Consider the following 21,220-nt stretch of genomic DNA (forward strand, 5'->3'; position numbering starts at 1 on the left):
AATTTTTTAGTTGTCTATCTTTATTCTTTTCCCAGAACCTGATCGAGGTCTGCCTTAGCAACCAGGTAATCGTATATGGACTGATTGTAGGTGAGTTGCGCCTGTGTCAGTGACACTTGGGAACTGTTCAGTTCGAGCACCGTGCCCTTACCTACATCATAACGTTTTTCGGCAATCACCACCGCTTTCTTTGCCTGCATCACATTTTCCTTGTTGCTGACTACCTGCTCTGTGCTGGCACTCATATTATTGCGACAACTGACAATCTGCATATTCAACTGTCTTTCCGTATCGATACGATTCCAATCGAGCTGGCGCATCTGGATACGGGCAGATTTCACTTTCGTAAAATTGCTTGCCTTATATAAAGGTATGCTGATATTGAACATCAGGCTGGAACTGTTGCTCCAGTTATAATCGAAGAAATTGATATTCGGATTATATAATGACTGATATTGATAGGAGAAGCTCATGGAAAGAGTCGGCATAAAGTTCGTCTTTAAAGACTTTACATTCTTTTCGAGCAACTTCATGTTCAAGTCCAACTGCTTCATGGTGGTATTGTTGTTCAGATTCACATTCTCTTCTTTCAACTGATTGGCAAACATGGTCGTCTCATAGTTAGTCAGATTATCATTAATCTTTATCTCCACATCGGCAGTGATGCCCATCAGAACTTTTAACTGTAATTTAGCCAAAGTCACCGCATTGGCTGCTGCAATCAGGTTCGGCTTAATGCTGCGCATCTGTACTTCCGCACTGATCTTGTCATATTCGCTCACAGTTCCCTGCTGATATTTGGCATTCACTACATTGTAATTATCTTCTGCCAGTTTATAGCTGCCTTGAAGCACTTCATAGCTATCCTGTGCAAGCATTAACTGATAATAAGCCTTGCTTACCTGATTCACCAGATCCAGTTTGGAAGCACGTGACTTCTCTACTGCCAGTTCAATATCCGTCTTTGTCATCGACATAGCACGGTAAACACCCGGCACAAAGAGTGGCAGGTTAATACTCAACCCGGCATTGGCGGTGTTCGAACCGTCTTGCCCCATCTTGAACGACATATCGTTCAATTTCATTTCAGCCGCTTTAATTGTATGGTCTAAGGAACCGGCAATGCTGGCCTCCGGCAACAGACTTTGCCAGGCTTCCTTGCTGGCAACTTTCTTTAAGGCGATTTCTTCCGCTGCCACTTTCATTGTCGGATTCTCATCCAATGCAATTTCCAAGGCTTTGTCTAAGGTTAAGGTTAGGGTATTCTTCTCCGTCTGCGTGTCCTGCGCCTTTGCAAAACCAAATGCACAGAATGCCACAGCTACCAGAAGGATCTTCCGACCTGTCAATCTTTTCATCTTGTTCATAAACTGAATTTCTAATTTAATCTTAATTGTTTGTCAATAGAACCTCACTTTTACTCTAGTCTTCGATGCGGTTCTTGCGATATTCTTGTATAAAGTCTTCCAGTACCCTTGCTCCTTTTTCGGTGGAGATACCGCGTATATAAGTAAACATGATGGATTCGTACACTTCAATGAAAGGGTATTCATTACAGATGTCCGTATTCAAAAGCACATCAAATTGCTCACGTACCAGCAAATTGACTATAGCGAAGTTTACATCCGAACGAAAGATGCCCTGCTCTACTCCTGTTTTGAAGAAGGACATGGTTTTCATCGAATCGCTGTCCTGCCGATTCTTCATCATCTCATATACTTTGGGGTATTTCTTAATGTCTTCAAAAAAGCGTTTGTTCGTCTGATGAAACATCTCAATGCTTTTCTGAAAGACTGCAAGTATCACTTCCAACACATTGTGCGACTGTTCAAAGACTTTCTGCAAATACTTGTCTCTGTCTGCCTGTGCCTTCAGTATGCATTCTTTCAACAACGATTCTTTATCCGAAAAGACTTCGTAGAGCGTACGTTTGGAAATTCCTAATGCTGCTGCAATGTCATCCATTGTAATACTCTTGATGCCTTTCGAAGTAAAAGCTTCTGTTGCCGCCGTTATGATCCGTTCTCTTAACTCTACCCGTTGGGAAGCGTCCTTTCCATGCTCTGTCATCATCCGTTTTTCTATTTTATTAAAATGCAGTTTTCGTTTTCTCTTCATTTCCAAAGGAAAAACGGAACAAAGATATACAGAAAACTCAATTAACAAATTAAGTTTCCAGCTATTTATAGTCCATTTGGGATTTATTATCATTCAATAGAGTGAAATGAAAACAAGTGTTAATAGGAAATTTGGAACAAACACAGAGGAAAGGTAAAAGGAGGGAATATAGGAAGTAAAGTTTTATCGCTAATAGAAGAGATAGGAGCCAATAAATGCCGGATAAATATCGATAAGAATCGACACTTACCCGGCAATAACAGTCACCATTATTAACGAAAAGCGAAAAAGGGTCAATTTATTGTCAGTATTCAATCTGTGTCCTCTTCAGGAAGGCGACTGTTTTATGTATTTCCTTGTACATCACGATGTCATCTTTTACAAAAGGCACTTCTTTCCGATAGGCATGGAGGAAACGCTCAAGAACGGGAGAGGTTTTCTGCGGGCGGCGGAAGTCGATGCCTTGTGCGGCGTTCATCAGTTCGATGGCAAGGATATGTTCCAGGTTGTCCATCACTTTATAGAGTTTGGTGGCGGCATTGGCACCCATGCTTACATGGTCTTCCTGTCCGTTGGAGGAGACGATGGAGTCGCTCGAAGCTGCATAGCAGTACATTTTATTCTGGCTGACCATGGAGGCGGCGGCATACTGGGGAATCATGAAGCCGGAGTTCAGACCGGGGTTGGCTACGAGAAATTCAGGTAGTCCACGGAGTCCCATAATCAGTTGGGAGACACGGCGTTCGGAGATATTTCCCAATTCGGCCAGGGCTATGGCGAGGAAGTCATAAGAGATTGCAAGCGGTTGCCCGTGAAAGTTTCCGCCGGAGATGATCCGGTCTTCATCAGGGAAGATGGTGGGGTTGTCCGTGACGGAATTGATTTCGGTCAGCAGTACGGAGGCAACGTAGCGGATGGCATCTTTGGTGGCGCCATGTACTTGCGGGATGCAGCGGAAGGAATAGGGATCTTGCACATGTTCCTTGTGGCGTTCGATTAGTTCGCTGCCTGCCAGTAGTTTGCGGAAGGCTTCGCCTGTCTCAATCTGTCCCTGATGGGGACGAATTTGCTGGATGCAGTCCATAAACGGGTCGATACGGCCGTCAAAGGCTTCGAGGGAAAGGGCGGCTATCAGGTCGGCCTTTTTCGAGAGGCGGAAGGCTTTGAGCATAGCAAACACACCGTTGGCACTCATAAATTGGGTGCCGTTCAGCAAGGCTAGTCCTTCTTTACTCATTAGTTTGACCGGTTCCCAGCCAAATTCGTCGAGTACGCTGATGGCTTCGCACTTTTTTCCTTTATAGTAGACATCACCGACACCTATCAGAGGAAGGAAAAGATTGGCGAGCGGTGCCAGGTCGCCGGAGGCTCCAAGGGAACCGCGGTCGTAGACAATTGGCATGACGTCATTATTGAAAAAATCGAGGATGCGTTGCACGGTGATAACTTGTACACCGCTATGTCCCAATGAGAGGGCGTGGGCTTTGAGAAGCATCATCAGTTTGATGATGACAGGACGAATTTCTTCGCCTACGCTGCAAGCATGGCTTTTTATCAGGTTCTCCTGGAGGGTTCCCAATTCATCGGGAGATATATTTTTAGTGCATAGAGAGCCGAAACCTGTTGTTATGCCGTATAATGGTTCTTCGGAAGAAGCTATTTTTTGGTCGAGGTAGTCGCGACATTTCTGGATGCGTAACTTGGCTTCGGGAGCTAGTTCCAGTTTCAGGTTTTCGTTTATAATTCGTTCGATGATTTCGAAGGTCAGTGCTCCGGAACCGATATGGTATACATTCTTACTCATACGCGCAGGTCTTGATTTACGGCATCCAACAATTCTTTTTCTCTCTGACAGGCGGTTTGCTCGATGGCATCGGCTTCGGTTTGCAGCTGGAGGACAAAATCTCTGTCTTTGAGCGAACCGAGGTTGATACGGACATTCAGTAAGGCTCCCAATACGGCGGTACGGGCGGACATCATTGCTACACAGGCATCTGTGACAGCATTCCGGTTACCAAGACGGGCAACATCTGCTATAACGGACATCATATCCAGTGCTTTGCGGGCTACTTCCAACGGAACGAGGGCGGCTTGTTTGGTTGCCTTCTGGATAGCGGCACTTCGGGCGGCTTTCTCTTCGTCGGTTGTTTTAGGTAGTTTAAAGCAGGCAAATACTTCGTTGTAGGCAGCTGAATCTTTGTCTATAAGTGCCATAAATTCGTCCAGCAAACGGAGGGTGATGGTTTGTGCGTGCTGCATTACTTCTTCACTGACTTCGTATCCTTTTTTTCCTACGGTCAGCCGTGCCACCATCGTAGAAAGGGAGGAAGCCAGCGCTCCATTCAAAGCGGCAATACTACCGCCACCGGGCACAGGGTCACTGCAAGCTACTTTATCTAAGAAATCTTTTACGGTTAAATCTGCTAACATGGTATTCTGTTTTTTAAGTGATTAATGAATGAGAGTTTCTCAACTATTAAGCGACGGGATAAAGTATACCGTCTTTAATAGTCATGATTACGCAATTCATGCCTATATAGTAAGGTAGAATATGATAGTTGTCGGAATTGAGGAGGATGAAATCACCTTGTTTACCTACTTCGATACTTCCAATACGGTCGGCTCGTTGAAGGGCGGCGGCTCCGTTCAGGGTGAGAGCAGTGATGGCTTCTTCGATGCTCATTTGCATATAGATGCAGGCCAGAGCAATGGTCAGCGGGATGGAACCGGAGAAACAACTGCCGGGATTCAGGTCGGTGGCAAGTGCCACAGCACAACCGGCGTCAATCATTTCACGACCTCGCGCGTAGGGTTCTTTCAAGGCGAAAGCTGTCAGAGGTAACAGAGTGGCTACTACTCCGGCATCGGCCATTGCACGGATGCCGGCATCGGAAGCGTGCAGGAGATGGTCGGCAGACAGTGCTCCGAGTTCGGCTGCCAGTTCGGCACCGCCGAGAGAGACGATTTCGTCGGCATGGAGTTTCAACAGGAAACCGTGCTCTTTGGCTGCCTGAAGCAGGCGACGGGATTGTTCGATAGAGAAAACGCCTTGTTCGCAAAAGACATCACAACATTCTGCCCACTTACCGGAATGGATAAGGGGAAGCATTTCACGAATCAGGAAATCGATGTATTCGTCGCTTCTCCCCGCATATTCTTCGGGAAGGGCGTGGGCGCCGAGGAAAGTGGAGACTATATCGACGCGTTTATGCTCAGCGTTATTCAGGCTGCGCATTACTTTTAGTTGTAGTAATTCTGTGTCCCGGTCCAGGCCGTAGCCACTTTTACCTTCTACGGTGGTTACTCCCATGGTGCTCATCTTCTTCAGGAAGCTTTCGGCGGCTGAACGAAGTTTAAGGTAGTTCATTTGCCGGGTGGCTTTTACGGTACTTGCAATTCCCCCTCCCCGCTCCATGATTGACATATAGCTTTCACCTTTCAGACGCCAGGAGAATTCTTCGGAACGTTCTCCGCCAAATACAAAATGGGTATGGGAGTCGACGAAACCGGGTAAAAGGCAATGTCCGCGAGCGTTATAATGCCAATAGTGCTGGTAGTAACCATCCCGATCTTCACCACGGTTTTCACCAACGTAGGTAATGATTCCTTTGGTCACTTCCACGGTTCCGTTTTCTATGATTTGCAGTTGAGACATTTCCTCTCCTTTACGGGCGGAAAAGCCGATGGGGGTTACGATACGGGCGTTAAATATGATTAGGTTTTCACTCATAAATAGTTCATCATAATTAGTTCATATAATAAATGGAGATATGAATGGGACGTTTTTTAGAATGATGTTTGCCATAAAGCAATTGTGATTCATTCTATTTTCTTATTGACTATTCCATGATACGAGCTTCGAGCACTTGCTGCATGGTAAAGTTTTCGAGTCCGAGATAGTAGGAAGCGGTATCAATCAGAGCTTCCATCGGTACAAGACCGATTATTTCACTACCTACAATCGTAACACCGTAACGACGGGCTTCGATACGTACTAATTCGAAGGCACGGTAGAGTGCGGTACGGGTATAGTCGGTCATGTTAATGGATACTTGGGTAATGTTTCGCTCTTTCAGTTCCACTCCCATTGCTTTTACATAACGAAGTCCTCCATTGATATGGCGGATATTTTTCGCTATCTTAGTGGCTATTTCCAGATTATCTGTACTTAGATTAATATTGTAAGCTACGAGTGGCATACGGGCTCCGATTGCTACGGTACCTGCGGTCGGATGTCGTTCAGCAGGTCCGAAGTCAGGTTGCCATTCGGGTAGTTTGATCTTTTCGGCCATTCCTTCAAATTCGCCTTTACGAACGGAGGCGAGATTTTCCCGGTGTGGTGCAGTAGCCGACTTCTCATACAGGAAGACGGGAAGATTATATAGCTCCGCAACTTTCGCTGCTACTTTTTTAGAGAGTTCGATGGCTTCTTCCATACTGGTGTTCTTAATCGGGATGAAAGGAATTACATCTACCGCTCCCATACGAGGATGTTGCCCGGTGTGCTGATTCAGGTTGATCAAACGGACAGCTACACCAACGGCTTCAACTACTGCTTCACACAGTGCTTCCGGCTCTCCCACAAGTGTGACAACCAGACGGTTATGATCTTCATCATTACTATAATCAAGCAGTTTTACTCCGGCTTTACCACGGAAAGGGGCTACTATCTGATCTATTTTCTCCAAATCACGTCCCTCGCTAAAATTGGGGACGCATTCAATAATCTTATTCCAACTCATATCAAATATCTATTATTATAGAGGTTATACTTTACTGAATAACTATATGTTTTACATCAAATAGCCACATCGTTTATCCGAAATAACTGCATGTTTAAACTGTTCCATATATTGTAGGAATTTATTCCTTCATATTATGGGAACGCTTTCTCTTATATTGTGAGACTACTTTCCTACAATAGATGGAACTATCTTCTTTATTAATTCTTCGTCCGCCACATACGGCATTGTTATCTGATAATCTCCAGCATGAGACTCATTAAATGCTTCACTCGTCTCCATCGCATGCGGATTACGCGCCCACGAACGGCGGGCTACTCCTCCCATCACGTCCCAAAGCATTGCCGAACGGAGTATTTCATCTACCCGTTCGCTACCGTCGCATACCATACCAAAACCGCCATTGATTACTTTGCCGATACCGACTCCACCTCCATTATGCAAGGCTACCAGACTCATCCCACGGGCACAATTTCCGGCAAAGCATTGCACAGCCATATCTGCCATCACATTACTTCCGTCTTTGATATTTGACGTCTCCCGGAAAGGAGAATCCGTACCGCTAACATCGTGGTGGTCTCGTCCCAGCATAATAGGGCCTACTTCACCCCGGCGAACCATCTCATTGAAACGGAGGGCTATCTTCATTCTCCCAACTGCATCCTGATAAAGAATACGTGCCTGTGTACCCACCACGAGTTGATTCTTTTCTGCATCCCGTATCCAATTATAGTTGTCCAGATCCTGACCGCGCCGATTGACGTCGATACACTCCATAGCCGCATGGTCTGTTTTTATCAGATCTTCGTGTTTACCACTCAAGCAGACCCACCTGAACGGACCGTAGCCGTAATCAAAGAGTTGGGGTCCCATAATATCTTCGACATAACTCGGCCAGATAAATCCGTCTTTTTCATCAACACCATTATAGGAGATTTCTTTTACTCCGGCATCGTATATGGCTTTCATAAAAGAATTTCCATAATCAAAGAAATAAGTTCCGCGGGCTACCAATTTCTTGATGACTTCGAAATGACGGCGCAGAGATATGTCTACCAAGTGACGGAATTGCTCCGGCGATTCGTGAAGAAGGCGTGTGCGTTCCTCGAAAGTCAGTCCGGCTGGGCAGTATCCGCCTTCGTAAACGGCGTGACAGGAGGTTTGATCGGATAATAGTTCGATCAAAATCTTTTCGCGCTCGGCATATTCGAGCAGGTCTACTATATTTCCATGATAGGCAATGGAACAAGGTTCACGACGTCGCATTGCTTCAGTTGCCATCCGGTATGCTTCTATGATATCTGCAGTCACATGCCCTACCCATCCCTGGCGGTAGCGTGTTTCAATGCGTGAACGATCTACTTCGGCTATGATGGAGACTGCTCCTGCTATTTCGGCTGCTTTAGGTTGTGCACCACTCATTCCTCCCAAACCGGAAGAAATAAATAAGTGTCCCCGCAAATCTTGGTCTTGTGGAATTCCGAGTTTCAATCGTCCGGCATTCAGGAGGGTGTTGAAAGTGCCATGCACAATGCCTTGAGGACCGATATACATCCAACCACCAGCTGTCATCTGTCCGTAATTGGCAACTCCCATCTGGGCGGCAATATGCCAATCATGTTGATTGTCGAATTGTCCGATCATCATCGAATTGGTAATTATAACGCGGGGAGCATCGGGACGGGAGCGGAAAAGCCCCAATGGATGTCCGGATTCAATAACCAGTGTCTGTTCCTGGGTAAGTTCTTCCAGATATTGCTTAATCAGTCGATATTGCATCCAATTTTGGCAAACTTGCCCGGTTTCACCATAAGTAACAAGTTCGTAGGGATATAAGGCTATATCGAAGCAAAGGTTATTGTCAATCATTACCTGAAAGGCTTTGCCTTCAATACATTGCCCCTGATATTCATCAATCGGCTTTGCTTTCAAGTCTCCGGCAGGACGGAAACGGTATCCGTAAATCCGCCCGCGAGTGCGTAGTTCTTCCATAAATTCAGGAGCCAGTTGTTCGTGCCACTCGGAGGGAATATAACGCAAAGCGTTTTTTAAAGCTGTGATGGTCTGCGCCGGGGTAAGTGTATAACCACGGTCGGGAGCTCTCCGGATACCTTCTACAAAATCCGGATAAGGAGGTAGCGTGTTGCCAAGAGTTATTCTCATAATAAACAGAATTAAGGATTACAAACTGTAAGCAATACAGTCTTATAACTCTTCGCAATATAGAAAAAAAGAAGATAAAAGACAAGAGAAATAACAGATTTATTATCAGAAAGGCATTATTACATTTACTGCTTAATAGAATGGTAAGATACAGGCAATGTCAGGAGTCTCTTATGCTTTTATACAGATACAAATGCAGGTCTTTTATCCAAACGGACTAGTAGGGCTTTTATTAAAATGGATAGCGGATTTTTCCATTAAATCAAAGCTATGAGTTCTGTGTTATTTGCATAATCCGCACCCTAATCATATCACTATGACCATGATTGTATTATGAACATACTCTTTCTCTGCTATACCAACAGAGATCGACAAAATTACTTTTTTTGTTTATTCCGCAACTCCAACAAATATTTAAAGGTATGCTTCGCCTCCTGACTATCATCTTTCAAATATGCCTGTTTCAGTTCCGGATAATTCTTCAATAATTGAAGCATTTTATCTTTTCCTAGAAAATCGACTTTTCCTGTTTCACCATTTAGCTCATAACAGACGCGTTTCGTAACCAAACTTGAAGCGGCAAGAGCATCGCCAATATTCCCTCCCAGTTTTACGTCATCCTCTTCTACAAAGTTTCCTCCGATAACCGAACCTAGAGGCATGGCACAAAAATAGATATTTTTACCCAATTGAACGGCAGGGGCATACCATGCTCCAAAGCGTAACTTTTTATAGCGCAACTTACGACAATTCAAATATAAATCTCCTTTTTCGTCACGCACGGCAAAACAACGCTTCTTCAAGCGTCGACACATCGACTCGTCATCACCGGCCGTTATCCGGTAATCAGCCCCTCCTGTCAATACAATCTGATTTCTGGAACGTTTTTCTACACGCAACACGGCTGTTGTATCACCATGTTGAGCCAGCAACTCTTTCAGGTTGGAATAAATAATATTCTGCGCAATTAACGGAAGGCTAATCACGCTTATCAGCAAACATAAGATACATCCTTTCTTCATAAGCATCCTCCTTTCCTGTCTAACGCCTTTTCGAGTGGAAAGTTATAAATTTTAGCGGATAAATGCAAGAATGAGGAAAGAAATATTGAAAAAAAGCTGCTACCAGGAAATGCCCCCTACTCTTATTAAACGGAAACAGAACTTATATACCCCATTCCTTACAGCTAGTAAAGGCATTATCCAGACAAGTCATAATATGAGCTTGTTATTCCTTTCTATCTTCCGTTAATAAACAGTAAATCTGCTCTCGACAAAAACAAGCTCTTATCCCGACCGTCATGAATTATATTACCTTTGTGGAAAAGAATTAAATTTGTCATGGAAAAACAAGAACAGATCATTACTACATATCAGCAAATCATTCAGAAAACAGAACTGGAGTTACAGAATGCACGGAAACGTATCTATTATATCAGTCTTCTCCGCCTGATCTTATTCGTAGGAGCTGTAGCAAATGCCATTATCTTTTGGTCTGATGGGTGGCTATGTCTCTCTGCTTTCGCTATCTTACCTTTTATCTTATTCATCTGGCTGGTAAAACGCCATAATTTCTGGTTCTACCGAAAAGACTTTCTGAAAAAGAAAATAGAAATCAATGAGCAGGAGCTACGTGCCATGCAATATGACTTTTCTGATTTTGATGATGGAAAAGAATTTGTTAATCCATCTCATCTCTACACTCTTGATTTAGACGTATTTGGCGAACATTCTCTTTTCCAATACATCAACCGCACTGCAACGCCTATTGGCAAACTGCATCTTGCAAACTGGTTCAATGCACATCTGGAAAACAAAGAAGCTATTGAACATCGCCAGGAAGCTATACATGAATTGTCCACAGACTTAGAATATCGCCAACAAATCCGCTTACTCGGCTTACTCTATAAAGGAAAACCTGCCGATACCACCGAAATCAAAGAATGGGCAAACAGTCCAAGTTATTATCGGAAGCGTACACTTCTACGCATCCTCCCGACAGCGGTAACGATCATTAATTTCTTATGTATAGGTCTAGCCATTTTAGGTATTATCTCGGCCAGTATTGCAGGAGGAGTGTTTGTTGGCTTTGTATTATTCAGCACTATTTTTTCTAAAGGAATCACTAAACTACAAACGACCTACGGAGAAAAGCTACAAATTCTTTCGACATACGCTGACCAGATTCTTCTCACTGAACAGAAAGAAATGCAAAGTCATATACTGCAAAAGTTAAAAACGGAACTTACAAGTCAGAATCAAACCGCTTCTCAAGCAGTACGCCAGCTTTCAAAACTGATGAACGCGCTCGATCAACGAAGCAATCTGCTAATAAGCACGATACTCAATGGACTGATATTCTGGGAGCTGCGCCAAGTGATGCGAATCGAGAAGTGGAAAGAAATCCACGCATCTGACCTTCCCCGCTGGATAGAAACCATCGGAGAAATTGACGCTTATTGTTCTCTGGCAACATTCGCATATAATCATCCGGATTACATCTATCCTACCATTGCTGCTCAATCTTTCCATCTGCAGGCTGAAGCTTTGGGGCATCCTTTAATGGATCGCAACAAATGTGTACGCAACGGAATAGACATTGAAAGACGTCCTTTCTTTATTATTATCACAGGAGCCAATATGGCAGGAAAAAGCACGTATTTACGTACTGTAGGAGTGAACTATCTACTAGCATGTATAGGGGCTCCCGTTTGGGCAAAGCGGATGGAAATATATCCGGCTCGCCTCGTCACCAGCCTTCGGACCAGTGACTCCTTAACCGACAACGAATCTTATTTTTTTGCCGAACTCAAGCGACTTAAATTAATCATAGATAAGCTTGAAGCAGGAGAAGAACTTTTCATCATCCTTGATGAAATATTGAAAGGTACAAACTCTATGGATAAACAGAAAGGTTCTTTCGCCCTCATCAAACAATTCATGCACATGAATACCAATGGCATCATCGCCACTCATGACTTGTTGCTAGGAACTTTAGTGGACTCCTTCCCACAAAATATCCGGAATTACTGTTTCGAAGCTGACATTACGAACAACGAACTCACCTTCTCTTACCAAATGAGAAACGGAGTTGCGCAAAATATGAATGCCTGCTTCTTAATGAAGAAAATGGGGATCGCCGTCATTAACGACTAATCCCCATTCCTTGTATAAAAATCAAAGTTTTCTATTGTAGTAACATCCAAAACCTGCTTTATTTAGTAGCAGCAAACTGAATATAAAACTTCAAGCTACCTGTTTTAATGTGTCGGAAAAAACTAAGTCAAACAGATTTTGTAGAGATACTTTTACTGCATTTTACTTTTTGTCAGAAACGCTATTACCGCTGAAGCTTGTTCATCAGTGAAATACTGCACTGACGTTATTGGCTGATATGTATAAGGTATAAACTGGAATAACTGTACAGCTGCAAACTTTTTATCAGCAGAAAGTATTACATCCATACGTATATTACCACTAGCCTCACTCTTTATATGCGAACCTGCTGAGAATGAACCCGAATTCACAAGATTCCTCAAAGCATCCATGTGTTTCAAATCAAAGAATATACTATGCTCTTTAGCCACACTTTTGGTTGGCAAATAAATAACTTCTTTTGATTTCCAGAAGAGACGGAAAATCCCCATAAGGAATAAACCTGTTCCCAGAACCATCAAAGCCATACTAACCGTAGAAGACTTATCATCCAATTCGAAAGTGGAAACAAAAGCTAAAATACCGACCAATAACATTACAGAAGAAATTAAAACTCCTGAAACACTTGTACGTTTTGCGATATCGGGGTGTGAAGATGCGAAGATAGTAGCATCAATCGTTTGAGTAGTTGCCATAATATTTAAAGTTTAAATTATTAGTAAAAATATAAAGATAAAAAGGATATAGTCACCGGTATTACAGAAGATACCAGTAACCACAAAATAAACAATACCAATAAATAGACTACTAAATAATTATACGCCTCAAAGTATATACATAGTATTCACTTGATGGCTGGCAATAATAGGAAGTTGTTGTACCATAAATCCGCCCCCAGTGTTGTGAAAGTGAGTTATCACGATCAGCACAACATTGTAGCGCATTTTTTAAAGAAAAGAAATATTCTCCAAGTTGTACACGTTGAATACGTGTTACAGATATCTGATGGCTTTGCAAGTTGTTCAGTTCAGCCACTGGCTTACCAGGAAGATCCGGTGCGCTGATTTCCCCATGCTGTCTCATTGCATATGTAATAGCACGCTCCTGTTCATCCACCACTTTCGCAGTAGAAACATTGCCTGCTATGCTATGAAAAGCAACAGTCAGCAACAGAAACAATATTACCTTTACAAATTTTGCCATATTCACCTGCAAATATAACAGATTCTCTCTATGAAAAGTTCTATTAAGATATATTTTAATGTATCTTAGTATTAGTAAACGGCAGACAAACAAAAAAGGCTACCTGTGAGGGTAGCCTTTTTTATATCTATAAGAATAACTGTAAAATTATTCAGCTGATTCAGCTTTTGGTTCTTCAGCCTTAGGAGCTTCAGTTGCAGGAGCTTCAACAGCAGCAGGAGTAGCTTCAGCAGCTTTCTTCGAACGACGAGTACGAGTAGCTTTCTTAGCAACTTTTTCCTTAGCCATGTTTTCATTGTAGTCAACCAACTCGATGAAGCACATTTCTGCATTGTCACCCAAACGGTTACCAGTCTTGATAATACGAGTATAACCACCCGGACGATCAGCAATCTTAACAGAGATTTCTTTGAACAGCTCTGTTACTGCAATCTTATCTTGCAAGTTGCTAAATACAACACGACGAGAGTTCGTAGTATCTTCTTTAGACTTAGTAATCAAAGGCTCAACAAACTTTTTCAAAGCTTTCGCCTTTGCAACAGTCGTAGTGATTCTTTTGTGCTTGATCAAAGAGCAAGCCATGTTAGATAACATAGCGCTTCTATGAGAAGCAGTACGACCTAAATGATTGAATTTTTTATTATGTCTCATTTTTTATTCTTTATCTAATTTATATTTAGAAATGTCGGTTCCAAACGACAGATTCAGACTTTCCAGCAAATCATCAAGCTCGGTAAGCGATTTCTTTCCGAAGTTTCTGAATTTTAGCAGGTCAGTTTTGTTGAATTGTACCAAGTCGCCGAGAGTTTCTACGTCAGCAGCCTTCAAGCAATTGAGGGCACGAACTGACAAGTCCATATCAACGAGTTTAGTTTTCAACAGCTGACGCATGTGCAATACTTCTTCATCAAACTCTTCATTGCCATCAGTATCATTACTTTCAAGCGTGATCTTCTCGTCAGAGAACAACATGAAGTGATAAATCAGAATTTTTGCAGCTTCTTTCAGCGCTTCTTTCGGATGTATAGAACCGTCGGTACTAATTTCAAGTACTAGCTTTTCGTAGTCAGTCTTCTGTTCTACACGGAAGTTTTCTACAGCATACTTGACATTACGTATCGGTGTATAAATAGAGTCGATTGGAATTACATTAACATCCGTGCAATACTCGCGATTCTCATCAGCAGGTACATAACCACGGCCTTTGTTAATTGTAATATCAATCTGCATAGTTGACTTAGAATCTAAATGACAAATAACTAATTCCGGATTTAACACTTCAAATCCAGTCAAATACTTACCTATGTCACCTGCTTTAAATTCACTGGAATTCTCGACAGTGATGCTCACTTTTTCGCTCTCGAACTCTTCAACTACTTGCTTGAATCTCACTTGTTTCAGATTCAAGATAATGTTGGTAACATCCTCTTTTACTCCAGGTACACTAGAAAATTCATGCTCCACACCATCGATTCTGATAGTAGTGATAGCAAAACCCTCTAATGAAGAAAGAAGGATTCGGCGTAATGCATTACCTACAGTAATACCAAAACCCGGTTCCAACGGACGGAATTCGAATTTACCGAATCTGGAGTCCGCCTCCAACATTAATACTTTATCAGGTTTTTGAAATGCTAATATCGCCATGAAATTAATTATTATTTAGAATACAATTCAACGATCAAATGTTCTTTAATGTTCTCAGGAATGTCTGCTCTTTCAGGTATGTGCAACATTTTACCAACCTTAGAAGCTTCGTCCCATTCCAACCAAGCATACTTGCTATGATTGAAACCTGCAAGAGAATTAGCAATTACTTCCAAAGATTTAGATCTTTCACGAACACCAATCAATTGTCCTGGTTTTACTGCAAATGAAGGGATGTTTACCACTTCACCATCTACAGTAATGTGCTTGTGACTAACCAACTGACGAGCAGCAGCACGTGTAGGAGCAATTCCCAAACGGAATACTACGTTGTCAAGACGGCCTTCCAACAATTGAAGGAGTACCTCACCGGTAATACCTTTAGCAGTAGCTGCTTTTTCAAACAAATTGCGGAATTGTTTTTCTAAAACTCCATAGGTGTATTTAGCTTTCTGCTTTTCACGAAGTTGCACACCATATTCAGAAGTTTTTCTTTTTCTTGAATTACCATGTTGTCCGGGAGGATAGTTCTTCTTTGACAAAACTTTGTCAGCTCCAAAGATTCCTTCACCGAATTTACGGGCGATTCTCGATTTTGGTCCAGTATATCTAGCCATTTCTTTTAAATATTTAATTGTTTATTCATGAACTTAATTTGTTGCAGCCGCGATTACAGAGAGAAATTAAATGTAATCCAAAAACAAAATCAAGATCATTGTGTAAGTTAAAGGTAAATTAAACTCTACGTCTTTTCGGAGGACGACAACCATTATGTGGAAGCGGAGTCACGTCAATGATTTCAGTAACTTCGATACCAGCACCGTGGATAGTTCTAATAGCAGACTCACGTCCGTTACCTGGACCCTTCACATATGCTTTTACCTTTCTCAGGCCAAGATCGAATGCAATCTTTGCACAATCCTGGGCAGCCATCTGCGCTGCATAAGGAGTATTCTTTTTAGAACCTCTAAATCCCATTTTACCAGCAGATGACCAAGAGATAATCTGCCCTTCACTGTTTGCAAGAGAAACAATAATATTGTTGAAAGATGAATGAACATGCAACTGTCCATTAGCGTCTACTTTCACATTTCTCTTTTTAGCTGCAACTGTTTTTTTTGCCATATCAACAATTATTATTTAGTAGCTTTTTTCTTATTAGCAACGGTTTTCTTTCTACCTTTACGAGTACGTGCATTGTTCTTAGTGCTCTGACCTCTAACAGGCAGACCAATACGGTGACGTACACCACGATAGCAACCAATATCCATTAATCGCTTAATGTTCAATTGGATTTCAGAACGAAGATCACCTTCCACTTTATACTCTGCACCGATAATCTCACGAATCTTAGCAGCTTGATCATCTGTCCAGTCTTTAACCTTCAGATCTTTATCTACACCAGCTTTATCTAAAATTTTTGCTGAACTACTGCGACCTATTCCATATACATAGGTCAACGCAATTTCACCTCTTTTGTTCTGAGGTAAATCTACACCAACTATTCTTATAGCCATATACTTAATTATTTTTTTTGCAAAAATAACAAATTATCCTTGACGTTGTTTATACTTAGGATTTTTCTTGTTAATAACATACAAACGGCCATTACGTCTAACGATCTTACATTCTGGCGTGCGTTTCTTTAATGATGCTCTTACTTTCATATCTTATTTTATTTATATCTAAACACAATTCTTCCTTTCGATAAGTCGTAAGGAGACATTTCGACTCTCACTTTATCTCCCGGCAAAATCTTGATGTAATGCATCCGCATCTTACCTGAAATATGTGCAGTAATCTCATGTCCGTTTTCTAATTCAACACGAAACATTGCATTTGACAATGCTTCAACTATAACTCCATCTTGTTCTATTGCAGATTGCTTTGCCATATTATATTGCTTTATCTCCTAAAACTTCTTCTATGAATTTGAATGAAGACAAAATATCAGCTTCACCAGCTCCAACAGCTATCGTATGTTCAAAATGTGCAGCACATTTACGATCTCTGGTCCTCACAGTCCATCCATCACGTTCCATAATCACTTGTCGATCTCCCAATGTTATCATCGGCTCTATCGCTATGCAAAGGCCTCTTTTCATCAAAGGTCCATATCCTCTTTTACCATAATTAGGCACTTGAGGATCTTCGTGCATCTCTTTACCAATGCCATGACCAACAAACTCACGCACTACACCATAAGAGTGAGACTCACAATATTGCTGAATAGCATACCCGATGTCTCCGATTCTTTTGCCTTGCACTGCGTTCTGAATGCCAATATATAACGCTTCTTTAGTTACCTTCAACAAGTTACGAATTTCTTCGTCCACCTCTCCTACACAAAAAGTATAAGCAGAATCACCACAAAAACCATTCATGTAAGTTCCGCAATCCACTGATACGATATCGCCATCTTTCAGTACAATATCCCCTGGGATTCCATGTACAACCTGCTCATTAACAGAAGTACAAAGAGATGCGGGAAATGGTTCTCCATATTGATTCGGAAATCCTTTGAAAGTTGGAGTTGCCCCATGATCTCTAATGAACTCTTCAGCAACCTTATCCAACTCACGTGTAGTTACACCAGGCTTCACCAGTTTGGCAACCTCTGCAAGAGTTTTACCAACAAGCAGGTTACTCTGACGGAGCAATTCTATTTCATCTTCTGTTTTAAGAAATATCATTTCTAATCTAAAGAATTAATATGCCGCTACACCAGCGCGTCCTTTAATACGACCAGACTTCAACAGACCATCATAGTGTCTCATCAACAAATGACTTTCAACCTGTTGCAGTGTATCAAGAACAACACCTACAAGAATTAACAAAGATGTACCGCCGAAGAATTGAGCAAATCCTGCTTGCACTCCGAATATACCGGCAAAAGCAGGCATAATAGCAACTAAAGCCAAGAAGAAAGAACCCGGCAAAGTAATACGAGACATTATATCATCAATATACTCTGCTGTTTTCTTTCCCGGTTTAATACCAGGGATGAAACCATTATTTCTCTTCATATCCTCAGCCATCTGAGTCGGATTAATTGTAATTGCAGTATAGAAATATGTAAATAATATAATCATTACCGCAAAAACAAAATTATACCAGAAACTTGTATGATCTGTAAACGCATGCAAGAAACCGCCCGCATCATTTACATTTGAAAAACCGATAAACGTAATTGGAATAAACATGATTGCCTGAGCAAAAATGATAGGCATAACACCAGCAGCATTCACTTTCAAAGGAATGTATTGTCTAGCACCACCATATTGCTTGTTACCAACAATTCTTTTTGCATACTGTACAGGAATCTTTCTTGTACCTTGTACCAAAAGAATAGCAGCACCAATCACTAATAACAAGAATACGATTTCAATTATAAACATGATCAAACCACCACTCTTATTTGCTACTCTGGATACAACTTCTTGCAACAAAGCATCAGGGAAACGAGCGATAATACCAATCAAGATGATAAATGAAATACCGTTACCAATACCTTTATCAGTAATTCTTTCACCAAGCCACAAAATAAACATACTACCTGCTGCCAAAATAATGGTAGAGGTAACCATAAACAGAGTCCAATCTAATGAAGCATTTAAGGAAGGGCCAGCCTGCATTTTAAGATTGAGCAAATAAGAAGGGGCCTGAACTAACAATATAGCAATCGTCAAATAACGAGTATATTGATTCATTTTTCTTCTGCCGCTCTCACCTTCGCGTTGCAGCTTCTGGAAATACGGCACAGCGATTCCCAACAACTGGATTACGATAGATGCAGAGATATAAGGCATGATTCCTAATGCAAAAATAGAGGCATTAGAAAATGCTCCTCCAGAGAACATATTTAACAAGGCTAAAAGGCCTTCACTTGTTTGTTCGTGCAATTTTGCCAGCATTGCCGGATTGATACCCGGTAATACGACATATGATCCGAAACGGTAAATTGCCACAAACAATATGGTGATGAGGATCCGCTGTCTCAGATCCTCAATCTTCCATATATTCTTTAATGTTTCAATAGCTTTTCTCATTGAATCAGAGTTTTACTACAGTTCCACCAGCAGCTTCAATAGCAGCAGTTGCAGTCTTAGAGAATGCATGAGCTTCTACTTCCAGCTTGTTAGTCAGAGTTCCGTTACCCAATACTTTTACCAACTGATTTGAAGATATAAATCCTGCTTCGATAAAGTCGTTTACACCAATTTTTGCCAAGCTCTTAGCTTCAGCAAGTTTCTGGATAGTATCCAGATTGATGGCTTTATATTCTACACGATTGATATTCTTGAAACCAAATTTAGGAACTCGACGTTGAAGAGGCATCTGACCACCTTCAAAACCGATCTTCTTAGAGTATCCAGATCTTGATTTAGCTCCCTTATGACCTCTTGTAGAAGTACCGCCTAAGCCAGAACCAGTTCCACGTCCAATTCTTTTTCTTGTCTTAGTAGATCCCTCTGCAGGTTTTAAATTACTTAAGTTCATATTGTAATTTCGTTTTATTATTCAACAAATAATTACTTAACAATGGCAACCAAGTGTTTTACTTTATCTACCATCCCAAGAATTGAAGGAGTGCTTTCGTGTTCAACCACACGGTTCAGTTTACGAAGTCCCAGTGCATCGAGAGTTCTTTTCTGATCAGCTGGAGCACCAATTCTACTTTTAACTTGTTTAATCTTTATAGTTGACATATCTCCTCCTTATCCTCTAAATACTTTTTCAACACTAATACCTCTGTTCTGAGCAACCATTCTTGCATCACGCATTTCACTTAAAGCTTCGATTGTAGCTTTAACAAGGTTGTGCGGATTTGAAGAACCTTTAGATTTAGCCAAAACGTCAGTAACACCAACACTTTCCAATACAGCACGCATAGCACCACCAGCTACAACACCAGTTCCGTGAGATGCAGGTTTGATGAATACTTCAGCACCACCAAATCTAGCTGATTGTTCATGAGGAACAGTACCTTTCAAAATAGGCACTTTCACCAGGTTCTTTTTAGCTGATTCAACACCTTTAGCGATAGCAGCTGTTACTTCACCTGCTTTACCAAGTCCCCAACCAATGATACCTTCTTCGTTACCTACAACAACGATTGCAGAGAAACTAAAAGTTCTACCACCTTTGGTAACTTTAGTAACACGATTAATAGCAACTAATCTATCTTTCAGTTCTATATCGTTAGTAATCTTAACTCTATTATTAACTCCTGCCATAATGATTAAAATTTAAGTCCACCGTTACGAGCAGCATCAGCTACTTCTTTTACTCTCCCATGATACAAGTAACCATTACGGTCGAAAACAACAGTAGTTATACCTGCTTCCTGAGCCTTTTTAGCAATCATTTCACCCACTTTAGCAGCTTGTTCTTTTTTAGCAACTTTATCAGTCAAACCTAAAGAAGAAGCGGCAGCCAGTGTCTTACCAGAAAGATCATCGATAATCTGGACATAAATTTGCTTGTTACTTCTAAATACACTCATACGCGGACATTCAGTAGTACCTGAAATTTTGTTGCGTACTCTATATTTGATCTTAACTCGTCTTTCTATTTTTGTTGTCATAATAATCTAATTTTATATGAATTACTTAGCGCCGGCTGATTTACCAGACTTTCTACGAATTACTTCGCCAACAAACTTAATACCTTTACCCTTGTATGGTTCAGGCTTACGGAAAGAACGTATTTTAGAGCAAACTTGACCAAGCAATTGTTTGTCACACGATTCCAATATAATAAGAGGATTCTTATTTCTTTCAGACTTAGTTTCAACTTTTACCTCAGCAGGTAATTGAATGAAAATATTGTGTGTATAACCTAAAGCAAGCTCAATGATGTTACCTTGGTTAGAAGCACGATAACCTACACCAACAAGTTCCAGTTCCTTCTTGTATCCTTCAGATACGCCCACAACCATGTTGTGAACCAAAGAACGATACAAACCGTGGAAAGCATGTTTTTGCTTTGGGTTATCAAGCATTTCTTTATCGTTTTCTGTTAAAGTTACGTGTCCGTCTTCAATGGCAACATTGATAGCAGGATTCACATATTGGCTCATTTCGCCTTTGGGTCCCTTTACGGTAACCACATTATCCTTCAGAGTGACTGTCACTCCAGCAGGGATACTAATGGGTAATTTTCCTATTCTTGACATTCTAATTCCTCCTA

The 21,220-nt window shown here is 41.4% G+C and carries 25 protein-coding genes; 1 reads left to right on the forward strand and 24 read right to left on the reverse strand.

What is annotated here, in order from left to right; genetic code table 11:
• Nucleotides 1-20 precede the first annotated feature (20 nt).
• The 8 genes from Bovatus_RS13345 to Bovatus_RS13380 all read right to left on the reverse strand — a co-directional run bounded on the left by Bovatus_RS13345 (nucleotide 21) and on the right by Bovatus_RS13380 (nucleotide 10,045).
• Nucleotides 21-1,367 (reverse strand): TolC family protein, encoded by a 1,347-nt coding sequence (locus Bovatus_RS13345; protein ID WP_004296312.1) that lies wholly within the window; start codon nucleotides 1,365-1,367, stop codon nucleotides 21-23.
• 55 nt (nucleotides 1,368-1,422) lie between these two features.
• The gene (locus Bovatus_RS13350) at nucleotides 1,423-2,073 is read right to left on the reverse strand and encodes a TetR/AcrR family transcriptional regulator (protein WP_004323670.1); all 651 of its coding nucleotides are present in this window, start codon (nucleotides 2,071-2,073) and stop codon (nucleotides 1,423-1,425) included.
• Between the two features lie 349 nt (nucleotides 2,074-2,422).
• Nucleotides 2,423-3,922, reverse strand: a complete 1,500-nt coding sequence (hutH, locus tag Bovatus_RS13355; protein ID WP_004296315.1) for a histidine ammonia-lyase — start codon at nucleotides 3,920-3,922, stop codon at nucleotides 2,423-2,425.
• Nucleotides 3,919-4,548, reverse strand: coding sequence for a cyclodeaminase/cyclohydrolase family protein (locus Bovatus_RS13360; protein ID WP_004296316.1), 630 nt, complete (start codon nucleotides 4,546-4,548; stop codon nucleotides 3,919-3,921). The genes hutH and Bovatus_RS13360 overlap by 4 nt, the downstream gene beginning before the upstream one ends.
• 46 nt (nucleotides 4,549-4,594) lie before the next feature.
• Nucleotides 4,595-5,848, reverse strand: coding sequence for an imidazolonepropionase (gene hutI, locus Bovatus_RS13365; protein ID WP_004296317.1), 1,254 nt, complete (start codon nucleotides 5,846-5,848; stop codon nucleotides 4,595-4,597).
• 109 nt (nucleotides 5,849-5,957) lie between these two features.
• Nucleotides 5,958-6,860, reverse strand: a complete 903-nt coding sequence (gene ftcD, locus Bovatus_RS13370) for a glutamate formimidoyltransferase (protein ID WP_004296318.1) — start codon at nucleotides 6,858-6,860, stop codon at nucleotides 5,958-5,960.
• A gap of 165 nt (nucleotides 6,861-7,025) precedes the next feature.
• Nucleotides 7,026-9,023 carry a urocanate hydratase gene (locus Bovatus_RS13375; protein ID WP_004296319.1) on the reverse strand — a complete coding sequence of 666 codons (1,998 nt, stop codon included), beginning with the start codon at nucleotides 9,021-9,023 and terminating at the stop codon, nucleotides 7,026-7,028.
• A 377-nt stretch (nucleotides 9,024-9,400) separates the two neighbouring features.
• Complete coding sequence (locus Bovatus_RS13380; RefSeq protein WP_004307524.1) at nucleotides 9,401-10,045, reverse strand: DUF6563 family protein; 645 nt, start codon at nucleotides 10,043-10,045, stop codon at nucleotides 9,401-9,403.
• A 318-nt stretch (nucleotides 10,046-10,363) separates the two neighbouring features.
• Here Bovatus_RS13380 and Bovatus_RS13385 point away from each other — a divergent pair, with 318 nt between their 5' ends.
• Complete coding sequence (locus Bovatus_RS13385) at nucleotides 10,364-12,178, forward strand: MutS family DNA mismatch repair protein (protein WP_004296321.1); 1,815 nt, start codon at nucleotides 10,364-10,366, stop codon at nucleotides 12,176-12,178.
• A gap of 152 nt (nucleotides 12,179-12,330) precedes the next feature.
• On the opposite strand, the gene Bovatus_RS13390 is transcribed toward Bovatus_RS13385, so the two are convergent.
• The 16 genes from Bovatus_RS13390 to rplF all read right to left on the reverse strand — a co-directional run bounded on the left by Bovatus_RS13390 (nucleotide 12,331) and on the right by rplF (nucleotide 21,206).
• A complete protein-coding gene (locus Bovatus_RS13390) occupies nucleotides 12,331-12,873 on the reverse strand; it encodes a hypothetical protein (protein ID WP_004296322.1) in 543 nt (180 codons plus the stop codon).
• A 112-nt stretch (nucleotides 12,874-12,985) separates the two neighbouring features.
• On the reverse strand, nucleotides 12,986-13,381 hold the full coding sequence (locus Bovatus_RS13395) for a hypothetical protein (protein ID WP_004296323.1): 396 nt from the start codon (nucleotides 13,379-13,381) through the stop codon (nucleotides 12,986-12,988).
• Nucleotides 13,382-13,528: 147 nt separating this feature from the next.
• The gene (gene rplQ / locus Bovatus_RS13400; protein ID WP_004296324.1) at nucleotides 13,529-14,032 is read right to left on the reverse strand and encodes a 50S ribosomal protein L17; all 504 of its coding nucleotides are present in this window, start codon (nucleotides 14,030-14,032) and stop codon (nucleotides 13,529-13,531) included.
• Nucleotides 14,033-14,035: 3 nt separating this feature from the next.
• Nucleotides 14,036-15,028 (reverse strand): DNA-directed RNA polymerase subunit alpha, encoded by a 993-nt coding sequence (locus Bovatus_RS13405; protein ID WP_004296325.1) that lies wholly within the window; start codon nucleotides 15,026-15,028, stop codon nucleotides 14,036-14,038.
• Nucleotides 15,029-15,039: 11 nt separating this feature from the next.
• Nucleotides 15,040-15,645 (reverse strand): 30S ribosomal protein S4, encoded by a 606-nt coding sequence (gene rpsD, locus Bovatus_RS13410; RefSeq protein WP_004296326.1) that lies wholly within the window; start codon nucleotides 15,643-15,645, stop codon nucleotides 15,040-15,042.
• 118 nt (nucleotides 15,646-15,763) lie between these two features.
• Nucleotides 15,764-16,153, reverse strand: coding sequence for a 30S ribosomal protein S11 (gene rpsK / locus Bovatus_RS13415; protein ID WP_004296327.1), 390 nt, complete (start codon nucleotides 16,151-16,153; stop codon nucleotides 15,764-15,766).
• Between the two features lie 11 nt (nucleotides 16,154-16,164).
• Nucleotides 16,165-16,545, reverse strand: a complete 381-nt coding sequence (gene rpsM / locus Bovatus_RS13420) for a 30S ribosomal protein S13 (RefSeq protein ID WP_004296328.1) — start codon at nucleotides 16,543-16,545, stop codon at nucleotides 16,165-16,167.
• A 33-nt stretch (nucleotides 16,546-16,578) separates the two neighbouring features.
• Nucleotides 16,579-16,695 carry a type B 50S ribosomal protein L36 gene (gene ykgO / locus Bovatus_RS24835; protein ID WP_002558051.1) on the reverse strand — a complete coding sequence of 39 codons (117 nt, stop codon included), beginning with the start codon at nucleotides 16,693-16,695 and terminating at the stop codon, nucleotides 16,579-16,581.
• An 8-nt stretch (nucleotides 16,696-16,703) separates the two neighbouring features.
• Complete coding sequence (gene infA, locus Bovatus_RS13425) at nucleotides 16,704-16,922, reverse strand: translation initiation factor IF-1 (RefSeq protein WP_002558052.1); 219 nt, start codon at nucleotides 16,920-16,922, stop codon at nucleotides 16,704-16,706.
• Nucleotide 16,923: 1 nt separating this feature from the next.
• Entirely contained in the window at nucleotides 16,924-17,721 is a 798-nt protein-coding gene (gene map, locus Bovatus_RS13430; RefSeq protein ID WP_004296329.1) for a type I methionyl aminopeptidase, read from the reverse strand.
• A gap of 15 nt (nucleotides 17,722-17,736) precedes the next feature.
• Nucleotides 17,737-19,077, reverse strand: a complete 1,341-nt coding sequence (gene secY, locus Bovatus_RS13435; RefSeq protein WP_004296330.1) for a preprotein translocase subunit SecY — start codon at nucleotides 19,075-19,077, stop codon at nucleotides 17,737-17,739.
• A gap of 4 nt (nucleotides 19,078-19,081) precedes the next feature.
• A complete protein-coding gene (rplO, locus tag Bovatus_RS13440; RefSeq protein ID WP_004296331.1) occupies nucleotides 19,082-19,528 on the reverse strand; it encodes a 50S ribosomal protein L15 in 447 nt (148 codons plus the stop codon).
• A gap of 32 nt (nucleotides 19,529-19,560) precedes the next feature.
• Nucleotides 19,561-19,737, reverse strand: coding sequence for a 50S ribosomal protein L30 (rpmD, locus tag Bovatus_RS13445; protein ID WP_004296332.1), 177 nt, complete (start codon nucleotides 19,735-19,737; stop codon nucleotides 19,561-19,563).
• A 9-nt stretch (nucleotides 19,738-19,746) separates the two neighbouring features.
• Nucleotides 19,747-20,265, reverse strand: a complete 519-nt coding sequence (gene rpsE, locus Bovatus_RS13450) for a 30S ribosomal protein S5 (RefSeq protein ID WP_004296333.1) — start codon at nucleotides 20,263-20,265, stop codon at nucleotides 19,747-19,749.
• Between the two features lie 5 nt (nucleotides 20,266-20,270).
• On the reverse strand, nucleotides 20,271-20,615 hold the full coding sequence (gene rplR / locus Bovatus_RS13455; RefSeq protein ID WP_004296334.1) for a 50S ribosomal protein L18: 345 nt from the start codon (nucleotides 20,613-20,615) through the stop codon (nucleotides 20,271-20,273).
• 21 nt (nucleotides 20,616-20,636) lie between these two features.
• A complete protein-coding gene (rplF, locus tag Bovatus_RS13460; RefSeq protein WP_004296335.1) occupies nucleotides 20,637-21,206 on the reverse strand; it encodes a 50S ribosomal protein L6 in 570 nt (189 codons plus the stop codon).
• Between the last annotated feature and the right edge of the window lie 14 nt (nucleotides 21,207-21,220).

Source organism: Bacteroides ovatus (assembly GCF_001314995.1).
Classification (GTDB): domain Bacteria; phylum Bacteroidota; class Bacteroidia; order Bacteroidales; family Bacteroidaceae; genus Bacteroides; species Bacteroides ovatus.

Excerpts from the sequence above, each read along its gene's own strand:
- secY (WP_004296330.1), bottom strand. The coding sequence starts at position 19,077 with ATGAGAAAAGCTATTGAAACATTAAAGAATATATGGAAGATTGAGGAT.
- hutI (WP_004296317.1), bottom strand. The coding sequence starts at position 5,848 with ATGAGTGAAAACCTAATCATATTTAACGCCCGTATCGTAACCCCCATC.
- rplF (WP_004296335.1), bottom strand. The coding sequence starts at position 21,206 with ATGTCAAGAATAGGAAAATTACCCATTAGTATCCCTGCTGGAGTGACA.
- Bovatus_RS13380 (WP_004307524.1), bottom strand. The coding sequence starts at position 10,045 with ATGAAGAAAGGATGTATCTTATGTTTGCTGATAAGCGTGATTAGCCTT.
- Bovatus_RS13350 (WP_004323670.1), bottom strand. The coding sequence starts at position 2,073 with ATGATGACAGAGCATGGAAAGGACGCTTCCCAACGGGTAGAGTTAAGA.
- ykgO (WP_002558051.1), bottom strand. The coding sequence starts at position 16,695 with ATGAAAGTAAGAGCATCATTAAAGAAACGCACGCCAGAATGTAAGATC.
- Bovatus_RS13405 (WP_004296325.1), bottom strand. The coding sequence starts at position 15,028 with ATGGCGATATTAGCATTTCAAAAACCTGATAAAGTATTAATGTTGGAG.
- map (WP_004296329.1), bottom strand. The coding sequence starts at position 17,721 with ATGATATTTCTTAAAACAGAAGATGAAATAGAATTGCTCCGTCAGAGT.
- infA (WP_002558052.1), bottom strand. The coding sequence starts at position 16,922 with ATGGCAAAGCAATCTGCAATAGAACAAGATGGAGTTATAGTTGAAGCA.
- Bovatus_RS13395 (WP_004296323.1), bottom strand. The coding sequence starts at position 13,381 with ATGGCAAAATTTGTAAAGGTAATATTGTTTCTGTTGCTGACTGTTGCT.
- Bovatus_RS13385 (WP_004296321.1), top strand. The coding sequence starts at position 10,364 with ATGGAAAAACAAGAACAGATCATTACTACATATCAGCAAATCATTCAG.
- hutH (WP_004296315.1), bottom strand. The coding sequence starts at position 3,922 with ATGAGTAAGAATGTATACCATATCGGTTCCGGAGCACTGACCTTCGAA.
- Bovatus_RS13360 (WP_004296316.1), bottom strand. The coding sequence starts at position 4,548 with ATGTTAGCAGATTTAACCGTAAAAGATTTCTTAGATAAAGTAGCTTGC.
- rpsK (WP_004296327.1), bottom strand. The coding sequence starts at position 16,153 with ATGGCAAAAAAAACAGTTGCAGCTAAAAAGAGAAATGTGAAAGTAGAC.
- ftcD (WP_004296318.1), bottom strand. The coding sequence starts at position 6,860 with ATGAGTTGGAATAAGATTATTGAATGCGTCCCCAATTTTAGCGAGGGA.
- Bovatus_RS13375 (WP_004296319.1), bottom strand. The coding sequence starts at position 9,023 with ATGAGAATAACTCTTGGCAACACGCTACCTCCTTATCCGGATTTTGTA.
- rpmD (WP_004296332.1), bottom strand. The coding sequence starts at position 19,737 with ATGTCAACTATAAAGATTAAACAAGTTAAAAGTAGAATTGGTGCTCCA.
- rplQ (WP_004296324.1), bottom strand. The coding sequence starts at position 14,032 with ATGAGACATAATAAAAAATTCAATCATTTAGGTCGTACTGCTTCTCAT.
- rpsE (WP_004296333.1), bottom strand. The coding sequence starts at position 20,265 with ATGGCAGGAGTTAATAATAGAGTTAAGATTACTAACGATATAGAACTG.
- rplR (WP_004296334.1), bottom strand. The coding sequence starts at position 20,615 with ATGACAACAAAAATAGAAAGACGAGTTAAGATCAAATATAGAGTACGC.
- Bovatus_RS13390 (WP_004296322.1), bottom strand. The coding sequence starts at position 12,873 with ATGGCAACTACTCAAACGATTGATGCTACTATCTTCGCATCTTCACAC.
- rplO (WP_004296331.1), bottom strand. The coding sequence starts at position 19,528 with ATGAACTTAAGTAATTTAAAACCTGCAGAGGGATCTACTAAGACAAGA.
- rpsD (WP_004296326.1), bottom strand. The coding sequence starts at position 15,645 with ATGGCTAGATATACTGGACCAAAATCGAGAATCGCCCGTAAATTCGGT.
- rpsM (WP_004296328.1), bottom strand. The coding sequence starts at position 16,545 with ATGGCTATAAGAATAGTTGGTGTAGATTTACCTCAGAACAAAAGAGGT.
- Bovatus_RS13345 (WP_004296312.1), bottom strand. The coding sequence starts at position 1,367 with ATGAACAAGATGAAAAGATTGACAGGTCGGAAGATCCTTCTGGTAGCT.